At 61.6% G+C, this 12,926-nt stretch carries 12 protein-coding genes and 1 pseudogene; 4 read left to right on the top strand and 9 right to left on the bottom strand.

Annotation, left to right across the window (positions count from 1 at the left end; translation table 11 throughout):
- Positions 1-114: 114 nt before the first annotated feature.
- Positions 115-738 (bottom strand): helix-turn-helix domain-containing protein, encoded by a 624-nt coding sequence (locus UW3_RS0126030; protein ID WP_010227048.1) that lies wholly within the window; start codon positions 736-738, stop codon positions 115-117.
- A gap of 121 nt (positions 739-859) precedes the next feature.
- Between UW3_RS0126030 and UW3_RS0126025 the strand changes: the two genes are divergently transcribed.
- The 3 genes from UW3_RS0126025 (at position 860) to UW3_RS0126015 (ending at position 3,523) form a co-directional block, all read left to right on the top strand.
- Entirely contained in the window at positions 860-1,990 is a 1,131-nt protein-coding gene (locus UW3_RS0126025; protein WP_010227047.1) for an NAD(P)/FAD-dependent oxidoreductase, read from the top strand.
- Positions 1,991-2,009: 19 nt separating this feature from the next.
- Positions 2,010-2,387, top strand: coding sequence for a RidA family protein (locus UW3_RS0126020; protein ID WP_010227046.1), 378 nt, complete (start codon positions 2,010-2,012; stop codon positions 2,385-2,387).
- A 71-nt stretch (positions 2,388-2,458) separates the two neighbouring features.
- Positions 2,459-3,523: a YkvI family membrane protein gene (locus UW3_RS0126015; protein WP_010227045.1), complete on the top strand. Its 1,065-nt coding sequence runs from the start codon at positions 2,459-2,461 to the stop codon at positions 3,521-3,523.
- 50 nt (positions 3,524-3,573) lie between these two features.
- On the opposite strand, the gene UW3_RS30360 is transcribed toward UW3_RS0126015, so the two are convergent.
- The 3 genes and pseudogenes from UW3_RS30360 to UW3_RS0126005 form a co-directional block, all read right to left on the bottom strand.
- Positions 3,574-4,314 carry a methyl-accepting chemotaxis protein gene (locus UW3_RS30360; RefSeq protein ID WP_374045279.1) on the bottom strand — a complete coding sequence of 247 codons (741 nt, stop codon included), beginning with the start codon at positions 4,312-4,314 and terminating at the stop codon, positions 3,574-3,576.
- Between the two features lie 162 nt (positions 4,315-4,476).
- Positions 4,477-5,460 (bottom strand): annotated as a pseudogene (locus tag UW3_RS30355) (cache domain-containing protein); the annotation flags it as partial.
- A gap of 175 nt (positions 5,461-5,635) precedes the next feature.
- A complete protein-coding gene (locus UW3_RS0126005) occupies positions 5,636-6,520 on the bottom strand; it encodes a LysR family transcriptional regulator (RefSeq protein ID WP_010227043.1) in 885 nt (294 codons plus the stop codon).
- A gap of 122 nt (positions 6,521-6,642) precedes the next feature.
- Here UW3_RS0126005 and UW3_RS0126000 point away from each other — a divergent pair, with 122 nt between their 5' ends.
- Positions 6,643-7,074: a PACE efflux transporter gene (locus UW3_RS0126000; protein WP_010227041.1), complete on the top strand. Its 432-nt coding sequence runs from the start codon at positions 6,643-6,645 to the stop codon at positions 7,072-7,074.
- A gap of 9 nt (positions 7,075-7,083) precedes the next feature.
- Here the strand turns inward: UW3_RS0126000 and UW3_RS0125995 are convergent, their stop codons facing one another.
- The 5 genes from UW3_RS0125995 to UW3_RS0125975 form a co-directional block, all read right to left on the bottom strand.
- Positions 7,084-8,130 (bottom strand): hypothetical protein, encoded by a 1,047-nt coding sequence (locus UW3_RS0125995; RefSeq protein ID WP_010227038.1) that lies wholly within the window; start codon positions 8,128-8,130, stop codon positions 7,084-7,086.
- 63 nt (positions 8,131-8,193) lie between these two features.
- Complete coding sequence (locus UW3_RS0125990; RefSeq protein WP_010227036.1) at positions 8,194-8,628, bottom strand: DUF7079 family protein; 435 nt, start codon at positions 8,626-8,628, stop codon at positions 8,194-8,196.
- 291 nt (positions 8,629-8,919) lie between these two features.
- Positions 8,920-9,606, bottom strand: a complete 687-nt coding sequence (locus UW3_RS0125985) for a GntR family transcriptional regulator (RefSeq protein ID WP_010227034.1) — start codon at positions 9,604-9,606, stop codon at positions 8,920-8,922.
- A 16-nt stretch (positions 9,607-9,622) separates the two neighbouring features.
- Positions 9,623-10,327 carry a FadR/GntR family transcriptional regulator gene (locus tag UW3_RS0125980; protein WP_010227033.1) on the bottom strand — a complete coding sequence of 235 codons (705 nt, stop codon included), beginning with the start codon at positions 10,325-10,327 and terminating at the stop codon, positions 9,623-9,625.
- Between the two features lie 69 nt (positions 10,328-10,396).
- The gene (locus tag UW3_RS0125975) at positions 10,397-11,707 is read right to left on the bottom strand and encodes a C4-dicarboxylate transporter DctA (protein WP_010227031.1); all 1,311 of its coding nucleotides are present in this window, start codon (positions 11,705-11,707) and stop codon (positions 10,397-10,399) included.
- Positions 11,708-12,926: the final 1,219 nt, after the last annotated feature.

Genomic DNA, 12,926 nt, shown 5'->3' with positions numbered 1-12,926 from the left:
TGGTTAACGGGGCCGGTAGATCAAGATCAAGAGCACAATTCGCTTCGCTCTTGCTGAGCGCGTGGCGCTGTGGGAGCGGGCTTGACCCGCGATGCGGTGTTACAGACAACGCTGTTACCGATCCGTCATCACCACCATCACATGCGCATCCCCGCCATCTTCCGTCTCGGAAAGATAAATATGCCCGACATTGCTGTTGAAGTACGCCGTCTCCTGTGGGCCGATACTCACGGCCTCACCCGTCTCAAACACAATCCGCACGCGCCCGCTGAGCACCAGGGCAAATTCCTGTCCCGGATGGCGGATGAATTCATCGAACTGTTGCCGCTCGCGGGCGATGATCCGCGCATACATTGGCGTCATCAGCCGCTCGGGAAATTCCCCGGCGATCGGGTGGTAGTCGTAGGTCCCAGTGCTGTAGCCGGGCGCTGTGGGCAGGGAGTTGACCACCACCGTGGTCGGCACCGGCATATCGCTCACGCCTGAAGCGCGAAACAGCTGGGCGATATCAACCTTCAGTGCCCGCGCCGCCGCCGCCAGTTTTTCGTAGCTCACCGAGACCTGGGCCAGTTCCATTTTCGACAGGGTCGACACCGGTACCCCGGACAGCGCCGACAGTTGCTTGAGCGTCAGTTGCTGGGCCTTGCGCACGCTACGCAGGCGCGCTCCGACTTCGGCGCGGTCAATCAGTGGCAGCGCACCAGGGCGGTCGTCGGCAGGGGAGCGGTCGGCACTCATCAAGCATCTCGGTCAGACAAAACGGACCCGCATCTTACCGTGGCCGCTTGCATAATCCGAAATTCTCATATATTAGAATTCTCACAAATGATAATTATACCTCGCAAGCGAGTGCATGGCTATGACAGAGACCTTCGACATCGTAATCATCGGCGCCGGTATTGCTGGCGCATCGCTGGGTTATCGCCTGGCGCAAGGGCGGCAGGTGCTGATGCTTGAGCGCGAAGCCCAGGCTGGTTATCACGCCACCGGTCGCTCGGCAGCGATGTTCATGGAGGCCTACGGCACGCCGCAGATCCAGGCGCTGACCCGCGCCAGCCGTGCATTCTATGCGTCGCCGCCACCGGGCTTCTGTGAGCATGCGTTGCTCGAGCCGCGTGGTTGCCTGTATGTGGCAACGCTGGAGCAGCAGGCACTGCTCGACAGCACCTATGCGCAAAGCCTGGCCAACGGCACCGACGTCACCTTGCTCGACCGTGACGCGGCGTTGGCGCTGGTGCCGAGCCTGCGTGCCGAGGTATTGGCCGGAGCAGTGCTGGAGCCCGGTGCCATGGACCTGGATGTGCATGCGCTGCACCAGGGGTTCCTGCGCGGTTACCGCCAGGCCGGTGGCCAGTTGCGTTGCAATGCCGAGGTGGTTGAAGGCGGCTACCACGAGGGTCACTGGCAGTTGAGCCTGGCCGATGGCAGTCGTATTCAGGCGCGCCAACTGGTCAACGCCGCGGGCGCCTGGGCCGATCACGTCGCGGCGGTCTGTGGTATCCAACCCGTCGGCCTGCAGCCATGCCGACGCTCGGCCTTTACCTTCGAAGGCCCGCAAGACCAGGACTTCAGTCGCTGGCCCGCAGTGATCGGCGTCGATGAGAGTTTCTATTTCAAACCCGACGCCGGGCAGTTGCTCGGCTCGCCGGCCAACGCCGACCCGGTCGAGCCCCAGGACGTGATGCCCGAAGAGCTCGACGTGGCCATCGGCATCTACAACATTGAAGCCATCACCACCCTGGCGATTCGCCGCCCCAGCCATACCTGGGCGGGCTTGCGTTCGTTCGTCGCCGACGGCGACTTGGTGATCGGCCACGACCCGCAGAATCCTGCGTTTTTCTGGCTGGCGGCGCAGGGTGGTTACGGTATCCAGTCCGCCGCTGGCGCTTCGCAACTGGCGTGCGCGCTGCTGCTTGAGCAGCCGCTTGCAGCAACCTTGAGCGCCGAAGGGGTCGAGCCGCAACGCTTGTCCCCGGCGCGTTTTCGTTAACTCCCCAAGGAGATTTCCCATGAGCTCGACTATCCAGCGTATCCCCAGCCACCTGCCGTATCCGTTCTCCAAGGCGGTGAAGGTCGGCGGCTTTCTGTTCCTTTCCGGGCAGATCCCCATGCGCGCCGACGGCGAAGTGGTGCGTGGCGACATTCAGGTTCAGACCCGGGCCGCTCTGGAACGCATCGGCGAAACCCTGGCCGAATGCGGCGTGGGTTTCGATCAGGTGATCAAGGCCACTGTGTGGCTGTCCGACATGGCCCATTTCGCCGGTTTCAACGAGGTGTACAAAAGCTTCTTCGCCAACGGCTACCCGGTGCGCTCCACCGTCAGTGCCGGCCTGGCCCTGGGCGTGGATGTCGAGATCGAAGTACAGGCCTGGATCGGCAACGACTGAGGCACCACAGCAACACTGGGTAAAAACAACAACAAGGCCCGGGCAGGGCCATCGATACCAGAGGGTTGAAAATGAAAGAGCAGCTGAAAATTGCAGGCGCCTTTATCGGCGTGATCGTCGGCGCGGGTTTCGCCTCGGGGCGGGAGCTGTTGCTGTTCTTTGTCGACTTCGGCCTCTGGGGCCTGCTCGGGGCGCTGGTCAGCGCGGCCTTGTTCACTTTTCTCGGCATGGCCCTGGCCGGGCTGGGCAACCGCTTGCAGGCCGCCTCGCACAAGGATGTGGTGTATGCCATTTGTGGGCGCTACCTGGGCTTGTTCGTTGACCTGCTGATCACCTTCTTCATGTTTGCGGTCACCGTGGTGATGCTTGCCGGCGGTGGGGCATTGCTTGAACAGCAGTTCGCCATTCCGGCGCTGACCGGTAGTGTACTGGTGACCCTGCTGGTGGTGGCGGTGGTGTGTCTGGATGTGCAAAAGGTGATCCTGCTGATCGGGGCGGTCACGCCGTTCCTGATCCTCATCGCCACGGCCATCGCCTTGTACGCGGTGTTCACCCGCGAGCTGAGCTTTGCCGCGCTGAATCAGGTGGCCAGCCAGCAGCAGGCGGGTACCAGCCACTGGCTGCTCGGCGCGTTCCTGTATGTGTCGTACAACATCGTCGCCGGTGCGCCGATACTGGCGATTCTCGGCGGCTCGGCACGCCTGGAGAAGACCGCGATCTGGGGCGGGATTCTTGGCGGTGCGGCCTTGGGCGGGCTGATGTTGGTGATGAGCGCAGGCTTGTTGTCGCGCCTGGATACCGTCGCCGATCTGCCGATGCCGATGCTCTCGATTGCCAGCGAAATCTCTCCGGCCTTGGGCGTGATCATGTGCGTGATCATCTTCGGCATGATCGTCAACACTGCGGTGGGCACGTTGTATTCGTTCCTGGCGCGGCTGTTGCCGGCAGGTACCCGCAGTTTTCGCCTGGGCTCGGTGGCGGCGGGGGTGGCGGCATTTATCTGCAGCCTGATCGGCTTTATCAGCCTGGTCGGCCAGGTCTATCCGTTCTTCGGCTACCTGGGCTTCGTGCTGATGCTGGCGGTTTTGATCGGCTGGTTGCGCCTGGGGCGGGCCAAGCGGGTGCTGGCGGTGTAGCGGGAGGTGTAAAAGCAAGGGGCCTGAGCGGCCTCTTGCTTGTTTACGCGTCAGATCTTGAAGCTGTCGACCAGTTGCTTGAGGCGCCCGGCCTGCTGGGCCAGGGCATCGCAATGACGCAGGGTGTCGTTGAGGTTGGCCACGCCTTGCTGGTTCAGCACGTTGATCTGGGTGATGTCCAGGTTCAGGCTTTCGACCACGGCGGTCTGCTCTTCGGTGGCGGCGGCCACCGACTGGTTCATGCCGTCGATCTCGCCGATGCGCTGGGTCACGCTGCTCAGGCGCTCGCCGGCCTGGTTGGCGACCAGCACGCTTTCTTCGCTGGAAACCTGGCTGGCGTTCATGTTGTGTACCGCCTCGCGCGAACCGACCTGCAGGGTGGTGATCATCTTGTGGATCTCTTCGGCCGACTCCTGGGTGCGGTGCGCCAGGTTGCGTACCTCGTCGGCAACCACGGCAAAACCACGCCCGGCTTCACCGGCACGGGCCGCTTCGATGGCGGCGTTGAGCGCCAGCAGGTTGGTCTGCTGGGAGATGCCCTTGATCACGTCGAGGATCTGGCCGATGTCATCGGTGCTGGCATTGAGGGTTTCGATCTGCTCGCAGGATTCGCTGATCTTCTGCGACAGCGCGGTCATCGCCGAAATGGTTTCCTGCACCACCTGACGACCGTCATTGGCCTGCTCGCTGGCACCGCTGGCGTGTTGCGAGGCGTCGGCGGCGTTGCGGGCGATTTCCTGGGTGGCGGCGCCCAGCTCGTTGATTGCCGCGGCGACGCTGTTGGTGCGCATGCTCTGCTCTTCAGAGCCGATGATCGAGGCATTGGAGGCGCTCATCACCCGCTCGGACAGGTCATGGACCTGGCGAGTGGCCGAGGACACTTCGGCAATCGAGGCATGGATACGCTCGACGAACTGGTTGAAGGCACCGGCCAGTTCACCGAACTCGTCCTTGTTCTCCACCACCAGGCGGCGGGTCAGGTCGCCTTCGCCCTGGGCAATGTCCTGCATGGCGCGGCCCATGGTGGTCAGCGGACGCATCAGCACCGGAATCAGCAGGCTCAGCAGGCCAGCAATGGCGGCCACGGCAATGAGCATGGCGATGATCGCCGAGGTACGGAACTGGCTGAGGCCGGCGTAGGCTTTGTCGCGGTCGATCGACAGGCCGATGTACCAGTCAGCCGTCGGCAGGCCGCTGACCGGGGCGAAGGAGATGATCCGCTCCTGCTTGTTCAGGGTCACCTCGTGGGTGCCTGGCGCGATATGCAGGTTGCTGCCCGGGTAGATGTCCTTGAGGTTCTTCATCACCTGGTCTTTGTCCGGGCTGACGATCACCTGACCGTTACGGTCGACCAAAAACGCGTGGCCAATACCGCCGAAGTCCACGGCGTTGATGATATCGACCAGGGTGGCCAGGCTCAGGTCGCCGCCGACCACGCCGAGCAGCTCGCCGTTGGCCTTGCTTTTCACCGGCATGCCAATGGTAACCACCAGGCCGCCGACCGCGGCCATGTAGGGCGGGGTCAGCATGGTCTGGTTGGCGGCGACGGCGGCGGTGTACCACGGACGCTGGCGCGGGTCGTAGCCGTCAGGCATCTTCGCGTCCGGGCGCTGGGTGAACACGCCGTTGGACTGGCCGACGTAGGTGAACTGGAAGTTGTTGGTGAACGATGGCTGGTCGACCAACCCCGGGAAGTCGGCATTGGCGCCTTGGTGGGCGACGTCCTGGGCGAGGTTTTCCAGGACCAGAATGCGTCCGCTCATCCAGTTCTGCACACTGCTGGCGGCCAGTGCGCCGGCCTGTTTGACCGACGAGTCGATGTTCTGTCGGATGGTGTTGCGTTGCAGGTAATCGTTGTAGAGGGTGAACAGTGCAAATGCCAGAACCACGACGCCGCAGGCGCACAGCAGGATCTTGTGGCGAAATTTCAGGTTCATGTTCCGAGACCTTGTGCCAGTAAAGAGGAGTGCCGAGCGGCGCTTTTGGCGTGTGCTCGTACCTATCCAGACGGGTATCGGCCGCGAAACGGAAAAATTGATAGGTAGTTTTGCCGCAGGGGCTGACAGGATTTTCCTACAGCCTGCTCTGGCGTGCGTGTTTCAGCCAGGCGCTTTACTGCACCCCGAGCAAACGCACCAGCTCCTGGGCAGCTTTTTGCAGCGGCTGATGCTGGCGCCAGAAGGCATGCACCGGCAGCTGCAATTCGTTGCGGGTGTTGCTGAAATCCAGGCGCACCAGGCGTCCGGCGTCCAGTAGAGGCGCCACCCGCGACAACGGGAAGTCGCCCCAGCCAAGGCCGGCTTCGACCATCTCGATGGCCATGGCCAGGCTGTCGGTGCGCCAGTGCGCCTTGCCGATCAGGGCGCGGGTGTCGCTCAGCGGCAGGTCACGGCTGGCCACCAGGATCTGCCGCACGTTGGCCAGGTCTTCGAGGTAGACGATCTGCCGCGGGCGCTGCTGCAGGGCCGGGTGCTGCGGGCCGATGCAGGCCACCAGCGATTCCATGCCGATGTTCTGAAAGCGCTGGCGGGCGTCCACTGCCAGCCCGGCAAAGGCCAGGCACAGGCTGACGCGACCGTCGTGCAGCAGTTGCAGGGCGTCTTCCTGCGGGGCCGTCAGCACCTCGACATTCAGTAACGGGTGACGCTCGCTGAGGGTTCTGATCGCTGCCAGCAGGTGCCTGTGCTCGATGTCCGGCACCACGCTGATGCTCAGGGTGCTTTCCAGCCCTTGGGACAACTCCAGGGCGTGCACCTGCAACTGCCCCAGTTGATGGGCGATCATCCGCGCATGCGGCTCCAGCGCCTGGGCCATGGCGGTGGGGCGGGTTTCCCGGTGAGTGCGATCGAACAGGCTGAAGCCGAGCTCCGCTTCAAGGTTGCCGATGGCCATGCTCACCGCTGAAGGCACTCGGCCCAGAGCGCGTGCGGCGGCCGAAAACGAGCCGCGGTCGAGCACGGCGAGAAACAGTTCGATGTTGTCGCTGGAAAAATTCATGGCACTCTCCTATCAGTAAATCTGATAGCTGTTGACTTTGGTTGTCAACAGGATTGACGCATGCTTGCCCGCCTCAGCCGTGCCAAAAGGCGGCGTTTCAGTGCAAAACCGAGGTTAGCAACGTGCAAGGTGTCAAACGCAAACTGGTCTACGTGACCGCCTATGAACTGATCGGCCTGTGCATGTCGACCCTGGGCCTGGCCTACCTGGCCGACAGCGCGCCGAGCAATACCGGGCCGCTGGCGGTGATGATCACCACCATCGCCATGGCCTGGAACTTCATCTACAACACCCTGTTTGAGTATTGGGAAAGCCGCCAGGCCAAGCGCGGGCGCAGTGTTGCCCGGCGGGTGGCGCATGCCATCGGTTTCCAGCTGACGTTGGTGGTGTACCTGATCCCGCTGATTGCCTGGTGGCTGAACATGAGCCTGGTCGAAGCCGTGCTGGTGGACCTGGCCTTTATCATTCTCATCCCTTGCTACACCTTCATCTACAACGGGTTGTTCGACCGCATCTTTGGCCTGCCGATTTCGGCCCAGGCGCAGCCGGCATGAACAAGACCCTTACTGGGCGGGCAGGGTAATCACTTGGGCGGCGGGCTGCGGCTCGTGCTCGGGGCCTTCGGCGGCTAGCAGGCTGTCTTCGATTTCCCCCGACAGGTAATAGACGCCGGCCATGGCGCCGGTCTTGCGATTCTCCATCAGATCGCGCCACTCCTCGTTCAGCGCCACGTTGAGGATCACCCGCAGTTGTTCGATCATCGCCGGTTGCTCGCGGTTGTGGCTCACGACCCCAATACCGGTCGCCGCCAGGGAAATCACCGTGCCCGCGGCGCGCCCGACCGCCGCCGCCACGGCGCTGGCAATACCCCGTGGCGCCAGGGTGGCGCCGAGCTTTTCGCTGGCTTGCTGGGCGACCGATGACAAGCCGATGTCCGAGCGCTGGGTGCCGGCGCGCACGGCGCTGTGCAGACGTTTGACCAGGGCTGCATAGGCGGGCTGCTGTTCCAGCGGTTTGCTGAACAGCAGTTGATGCAGCGATGCGTTGTTGTTGGCTGGCGGCCCGAGGCCAATGGCCTGGATGCGTGTCAGGTGCAGGTTGAACTGCTCCGTTGGTGCGCGGTAGCGCTGGGCGATCTGCTGCAGTTGCTGGCCGAGCAGCTGGATATACAACTCCATGGCCCGGTCGCGAATGGCTTCGGGGTCGATTTCCTTGGCCACCGGGTCGAGCACCCGCTCGTGGTACTGCTCTTGCAGGTACAGGGCCAGGCGTTTTTCCGGTGTTTCACGGCCTTCGCCACTGTTCATCTTGTACCAGGCCACTTTCATGGTCAGCCATTGCTGGGTCCAGTAGCCGGTGAACCAGGGGATGAAGTCGCTTTCGGTGTACTGCTGCACGCGCTCCTTCCACACCCGCATGGAGCGCCGGGCATAGTCGTTGACCGAACTGGTGGTGGCCAGCGAGGCGTCGATGATGTCGCGGTCGATCTGCTGCCAGGTCGCCGCGCTGACCGGGATGGGCGGCGGCTCGCTGACCTTTTGCCGCGAGCCGCAGCCAGCCAGCACCAGGAACAAGGCGAGCAGCAGCACGGTAAGCGGGGAACGCGGCATAAAATCGCAGCCCCCTGTGGTTAGGGAAGGTCGAGCACGGTGGTTATTTGAGTATAGGTGCCGTCACTCGGGCTGCTGTTCGGCCTCGGCCTGATCCAGCGCCTCGACGATCTCTGCCCAGATTTCCTTGCAGAAAAACCACACCCAGGTGGCATTCAGAAAGCGGTCAATCTGGCGCCGCCACCAGCTGTCGCGGCGTGCTTGGAGACTTTCTTCGATCTCTTCCTGCAGCCAGGTTTCGTCGAAACCGGTCCAGATCGGCGGTACCGGCGTCATGATGTTGCCGTAGCAGGCGGGGGCGACTTCGCTGTAGAAGATTTCTTTCAGCAGCTCGCGGTCAAACCCTACCAGGTGGCGGGCGATCCAGAGGAACTCGATGTGGGTGTCGACGAAGGCATCGGACATCGCCACGCGCACCTGGTGGCGCTGTTCAGGCGTCATTTGCGGCGCAGGTGCAGCAGCGGGCTCGGGTTTAACCGAGGTGATCCTTTCGTTCATCAGCGTGCCCTCCAAGGCGATCGAGGCCCATGGTAAAGCGGGCGGACAACAGCTGTCGCCAGGATTGCGAGCGCTGGCAAGGCCAGCCCCACATGTCCGGCATACCCAGATCCACTGTGGGGGCGGCAGTGCGACGAGGCGACTTGACCCGCGATGAGGCCAGTACAACCAGCATATCAGGCGGTGTCTGGATTACGACCGCTTCGCGGTCGATCGCAGGCAAGCCAGCTCCCACAGGTTCGGCGTAGACAAACCCACTGTGGAGGCATTGCCGGCGATGAGGCCCTTCGGTCAATCCTCCAGGTCGAGCTTGGCTTCGATATGGTCCAGATGCTCATGCATCAACGCCAACGCCGCCTCGCCATCACCGTCCTCCAGCGCATCGATGATCGCCGCATGCTCCTGCCAGGCGCAATGACTGCATGGCCGCGCTTCGTACTGGGCAATGATCAGCGAGGTTTGCGGCACCAGGCCATTGAGAAAACGCGCCAAGGGTACGTTGTCGGCCATTTCCGCAAGTTTGAGGTGAAACTCGCCACCCAGGCGGATCGCCGTGCAGCGCTGGCCCTGTTCATGGTGCTGGCGCTCGCGGGCCACCAGCTCGCGCAACTGGCGGATCTTGGCCGGCCGTGAGCGCTTGGCCGCCAGGCTGATCAAGGTGGTTTCGGCCAGGCGCCGGGCGCTGAGGATCTGCCGTGCATGTTGTGGGTCGGGCGCGGCCAGGCGTGCGGTGTGGCTGGGGCGCTGGACGATGACCTGTTGGTCGGACAGGCGCCCGAGTACCCGGCGGATCACCGTGCGGCTGACCCCGAAGGCATCGCCCAGGGCTTGCTCGGTCAGGGCGCTGCCAGGGGCCAGGCGCTGTTCGAGGATGGCATCGAACAGCCGCGGGTAGATCTGCTCGGCCGACAACCGGCGTTCACCCTGGGCGAGCAGTGGCGGCAGGGCGGTGGCATGGGCGTGGGCGCTGGCGTTCATGGTCGCACTCCTGGGGTCAGTTGCCCGGATGATCGTCCGGGATGTTCAGTTCGATACCCATGCGCAGGCCTTCCTGGAGGATGTGGTGGCGCATCTGCGCGCTGGCCTGGGCGCTGTTCTTGTTGCGGATGGCACGTACCACCGCTTCGTTTTCTTCAAGCCTTGCCGCCAAATGCTCGGGCGAGTTGCGCAGCACTGCGGCGCTTTGCTTGAGGGCATTGCTGGTCTGCTGCACCACGCTCTGGAAGATCGGGTTGGCGGTCAGGGTGAACAGCTCTTCGTGAAAGGCGATGTAGGCGTTGACGCCGGCTTCGCTGTCTTGGGCCTCGAGGGCTTCGCGCATGTCCATCAGGGTCAGGCGCAGTTGGCCGATTTCCTTGCTGCTGATCGACTGCGCCACCAGGCCGACAATGAACGGTTCGAGGGTATAGCGCAGCTGCAGCACGTCTTCCAGGCTGGCCTCGGCGACGCCGCTCTGGGGCAGGGTGGTTGGTACTGTATCGGCATCAAGCACCAGCACGCCCTTGCCCGGCATCGAACGCACCAGGCCGAGGGTTTCCAGCACCGTCACCGCTTCACGCAGGCTCGGGCGGCTGATGCCCAGTTGCTCGGCCAGTTCGCGCTGGCCCGGGAGCATGTCGCCGGAGCGCCACTGGCCACGGGCCAGAGCCTGGCGGAGTTTTTCTACCACCGAGTTCACGACGGTCGATGAAGTAATCATTGTTCACTCCATGAGAACACTTGCATGGTTTGCTCCTGTGGCCGGCAGTGGGGCTGCCGGCCATGTTACTCAGAACTCTTGTTGATGGGCGTTCGGGGTCTTGCGCTGGGCAAAGCCGAAGCCCTGTTTACCCGACAGCACATTGTTGGCCCGCTCCATGTCGATATCGCCTTCCCAGCGGCCAATGGCGACGGTAGCCACGCAGTTGCCGATCAGGTTGGTCAGCGCCCGGCCGATGCCCATGAACCAGTCCACCGCCAGCACCAGCACCAGGCCGACCACCGGTATCGCCGGGATGGCGGTCAGGGTTGCGGCCAGGATGACCAGGGCGGAGCCGGGGATGCCGTGGGCGCCTTTGGAGGTAATCAGCGACACCAGCAGGATGGTCAGCAGGTCGGTCATGGCCAGCGGTGTGCCGGTGGCATTGGCGATGAACACGATAGCCAGGGTCAGGTAGATCGAGAAACCGTCGAGGTTGAACGAGTAACCCGTGGGGATGACCAGGCCGACCGTGGAGCTGCCCACGCCCAGGTGTTCAAGCTTGCGCATGATCTGCGGCAGCACGGCGTCGGAGGAGGCGGTGCCGAGGACGATGGTCAGCTCTTCGCGCAGGTACTTGATGAAGGGCAGGATCTTCAGCCCCGACAGGCGCATCACGGTGCCCAGAATCAGCAGCACGAAGCCGGTGCAGGTCAGGTAGAACAAGGCCACCAGGCCGCCCAGGTGCTGCAGCGATTCCAGGCCGTATTTGCTGGTGGTGAAGGCGATGGCACCGAACACGCCAATCGGCGCCAGGCGCACAATCATGCCCATGATGCGGAAGATCACATGGCTCAGTTCGTTGATCAGCCGCGAGATGCCCGAGGCCGCTTCACCCACCAGGTTCAGGGCGCTGCCGAACAGCACCGAAAACAGCAGGACCTGGAGGATATTGTTGTCGGCAAACGCTCCAATCACCGAGGTCGGGATCAGGTCCATGAGGAAGGCGGCGGTGCCGTGGATGTGTTGGCCGCGTTCGGCCAGGTTGCTGGCTTCGCTGCTGGCCAATTGGTCCAGGTGAATGTTGGCGCCGCTGCCGATGCCGGAGGTAAAGGCGAACACCAGGCCGATCACCAGGGCGATGGTGGTCAGGATTTCGAAGTAGATCACCGATTTCAGGCCGATGCGCCCGACTTTCTTCAGGTCGCCGGCACCGGAGATGCCGCTGACCACCACGCAAAACACGATCAGCCCGATCAACATCTTGATCAGCTTGATGAAGCCGTCACCGAGGGGTTTGAGTTGCAGGGAAACTTCAGGAAAGCTCAGGCCGCAGGCTATGCCTAGCACAAGGCCCAACACCACTTGGAGGAAGATCGAACGCGAGCACCATTTGAGCATGGGAGGGATCTCTGGTCGGTGTCCCTGCTTCGATGCCACGGGGGCGAAAGAGCGGAGGACTTAATTATTGTGGTCTTACCGGTATGTCCAGTGCGTGGGCAGTGTAAGCGCGGTTTTTCCGGCTTTGCAAGGGGTTCTTGAAGGTGCAGATAATCGTGAATCACGCAGCTAGAAAAATCAGCGACTTATGCTCGGTTTTGCGTGTTTTCCAGATTTCCCTTTGCGCTCATTTCGCGTCTCCAAGCACGCTTTTTCAGTCAAACGCGTTTCTTACTTTCGACTGGTCAGACCGGTTTGTCCAGTCTCAGAGCGCATAAAATTTGTAGCACGTCATTTGCGTGTCAGTCGCCCTCTTGTCCTCTGAGCAGTCACTCGTCAGGCAGGGGCTAATGTCCAAAGCCTGCTCTAGTGATAGGCTTCGGCACAGGCCGGCGATATGGGGAGGGGAGAAGGTCGATCAAACGGGTGATTAAGCAGTCTTTGGCTGTTCTCTCACGCTTGTGCTAGCACCTAGCGAGCATTAGCAGGGGTGTAATATTTTAAGCACCGCATGGCGATGGACTTTTTATTGCTGCTCTTAGATTTTTTCATCATCTGCAGCATTTTTATCAAGTGTGCGAGATGCGATATCAGGATTTGGTTCGGGTTGGTAAGAAACACAAAAAATTGGATTCTCTCTTTTTGTATAATACTCTTCCAAGTGCCTTAGTGCCTTAGTGCCTCAGATCGAATGATTACCGATTGATTGGGAATCGCGTCGGGATGATCCTGCGGAAGTGGGTTTAAGATTCCTGATGTCATAAATTTGCTGATAAACCACCATTGAGATATCGCTAACTCGTTTGTGATTCCGGCTACCGTTGTGTAGAGCTCATAGTGTCTGGCGCACTTTGCGACATCTTCGAGAGAAATGAGCGTAAGTGAAAGCTTGATGGAGGGGATGAATCCAGTCTCGATATACCGCTTCTGAATGACAAGTTTATCGCAGCCTATGAAGGACCCAGCTTCCTCTAGTGTTATGTGGTTTTTACGCCAGATTAGGGCATCTTCAACGTCATTGATTGAGTAAGCATATTCCTTGCAAAACTTTCCAAGCCTGACTTGAGGTTCTCTTAGCACGGCTAGTCGTCTCAAGTGCAAGATATCATTCGGGCGTAGGTTCAGTTCTCTGGCTGCCGCACGACCTGTAAGTGTAGTGGTCTAATGATTCCGGACACCC

This window comes from Pseudomonas donghuensis, assembly GCF_000259195.1.
Classification (GTDB): domain Bacteria; phylum Pseudomonadota; class Gammaproteobacteria; order Pseudomonadales; family Pseudomonadaceae; genus Aquipseudomonas; species Aquipseudomonas donghuensis.
Note: the sequence above shows the minus strand (reverse complement) of the source record. Positions and strands in the feature narration are given on the sequence as shown.

Coding starts and splice junctions, on each gene's coding strand:
- UW3_RS0126030 (WP_010227048.1), bottom strand. CDS start 738: ATGAGTGCCGACCGCTCCCCTGCCGACGACCGCCCTGGTGCGCTGCCA.
- UW3_RS0126025 (WP_010227047.1), top strand. CDS start 860: ATGACAGAGACCTTCGACATCGTAATCATCGGCGCCGGTATTGCTGGC.
- UW3_RS0126020 (WP_010227046.1), top strand. CDS start 2,010: ATGAGCTCGACTATCCAGCGTATCCCCAGCCACCTGCCGTATCCGTTC.
- UW3_RS0126015 (WP_010227045.1), top strand. CDS start 2,459: ATGAAAGAGCAGCTGAAAATTGCAGGCGCCTTTATCGGCGTGATCGTC.
- UW3_RS30360 (WP_374045279.1), bottom strand. CDS start 4,314: ATGCGCACCAACAGCGTCGCCGCGGCAATCAACGAGCTGGGCGCCGCC.
- UW3_RS0126005 (WP_010227043.1), bottom strand. CDS start 6,520: ATGAATTTTTCCAGCGACAACATCGAACTGTTTCTCGCCGTGCTCGAC.
- UW3_RS0125995 (WP_010227038.1), bottom strand. CDS start 8,130: ATGCCGCGTTCCCCGCTTACCGTGCTGCTGCTCGCCTTGTTCCTGGTG.
- UW3_RS0125990 (WP_010227036.1), bottom strand. CDS start 8,628: ATGAACGAAAGGATCACCTCGGTTAAACCCGAGCCCGCTGCTGCACCT.
- UW3_RS0125985 (WP_010227034.1), bottom strand. CDS start 9,606: ATGAACGCCAGCGCCCACGCCCATGCCACCGCCCTGCCGCCACTGCTC.
- UW3_RS0125980 (WP_010227033.1), bottom strand. CDS start 10,327: ATGATTACTTCATCGACCGTCGTGAACTCGGTGGTAGAAAAACTCCGC.
- UW3_RS0125975 (WP_010227031.1), bottom strand. CDS start 11,707: ATGCTCAAATGGTGCTCGCGTTCGATCTTCCTCCAAGTGGTGTTGGGC.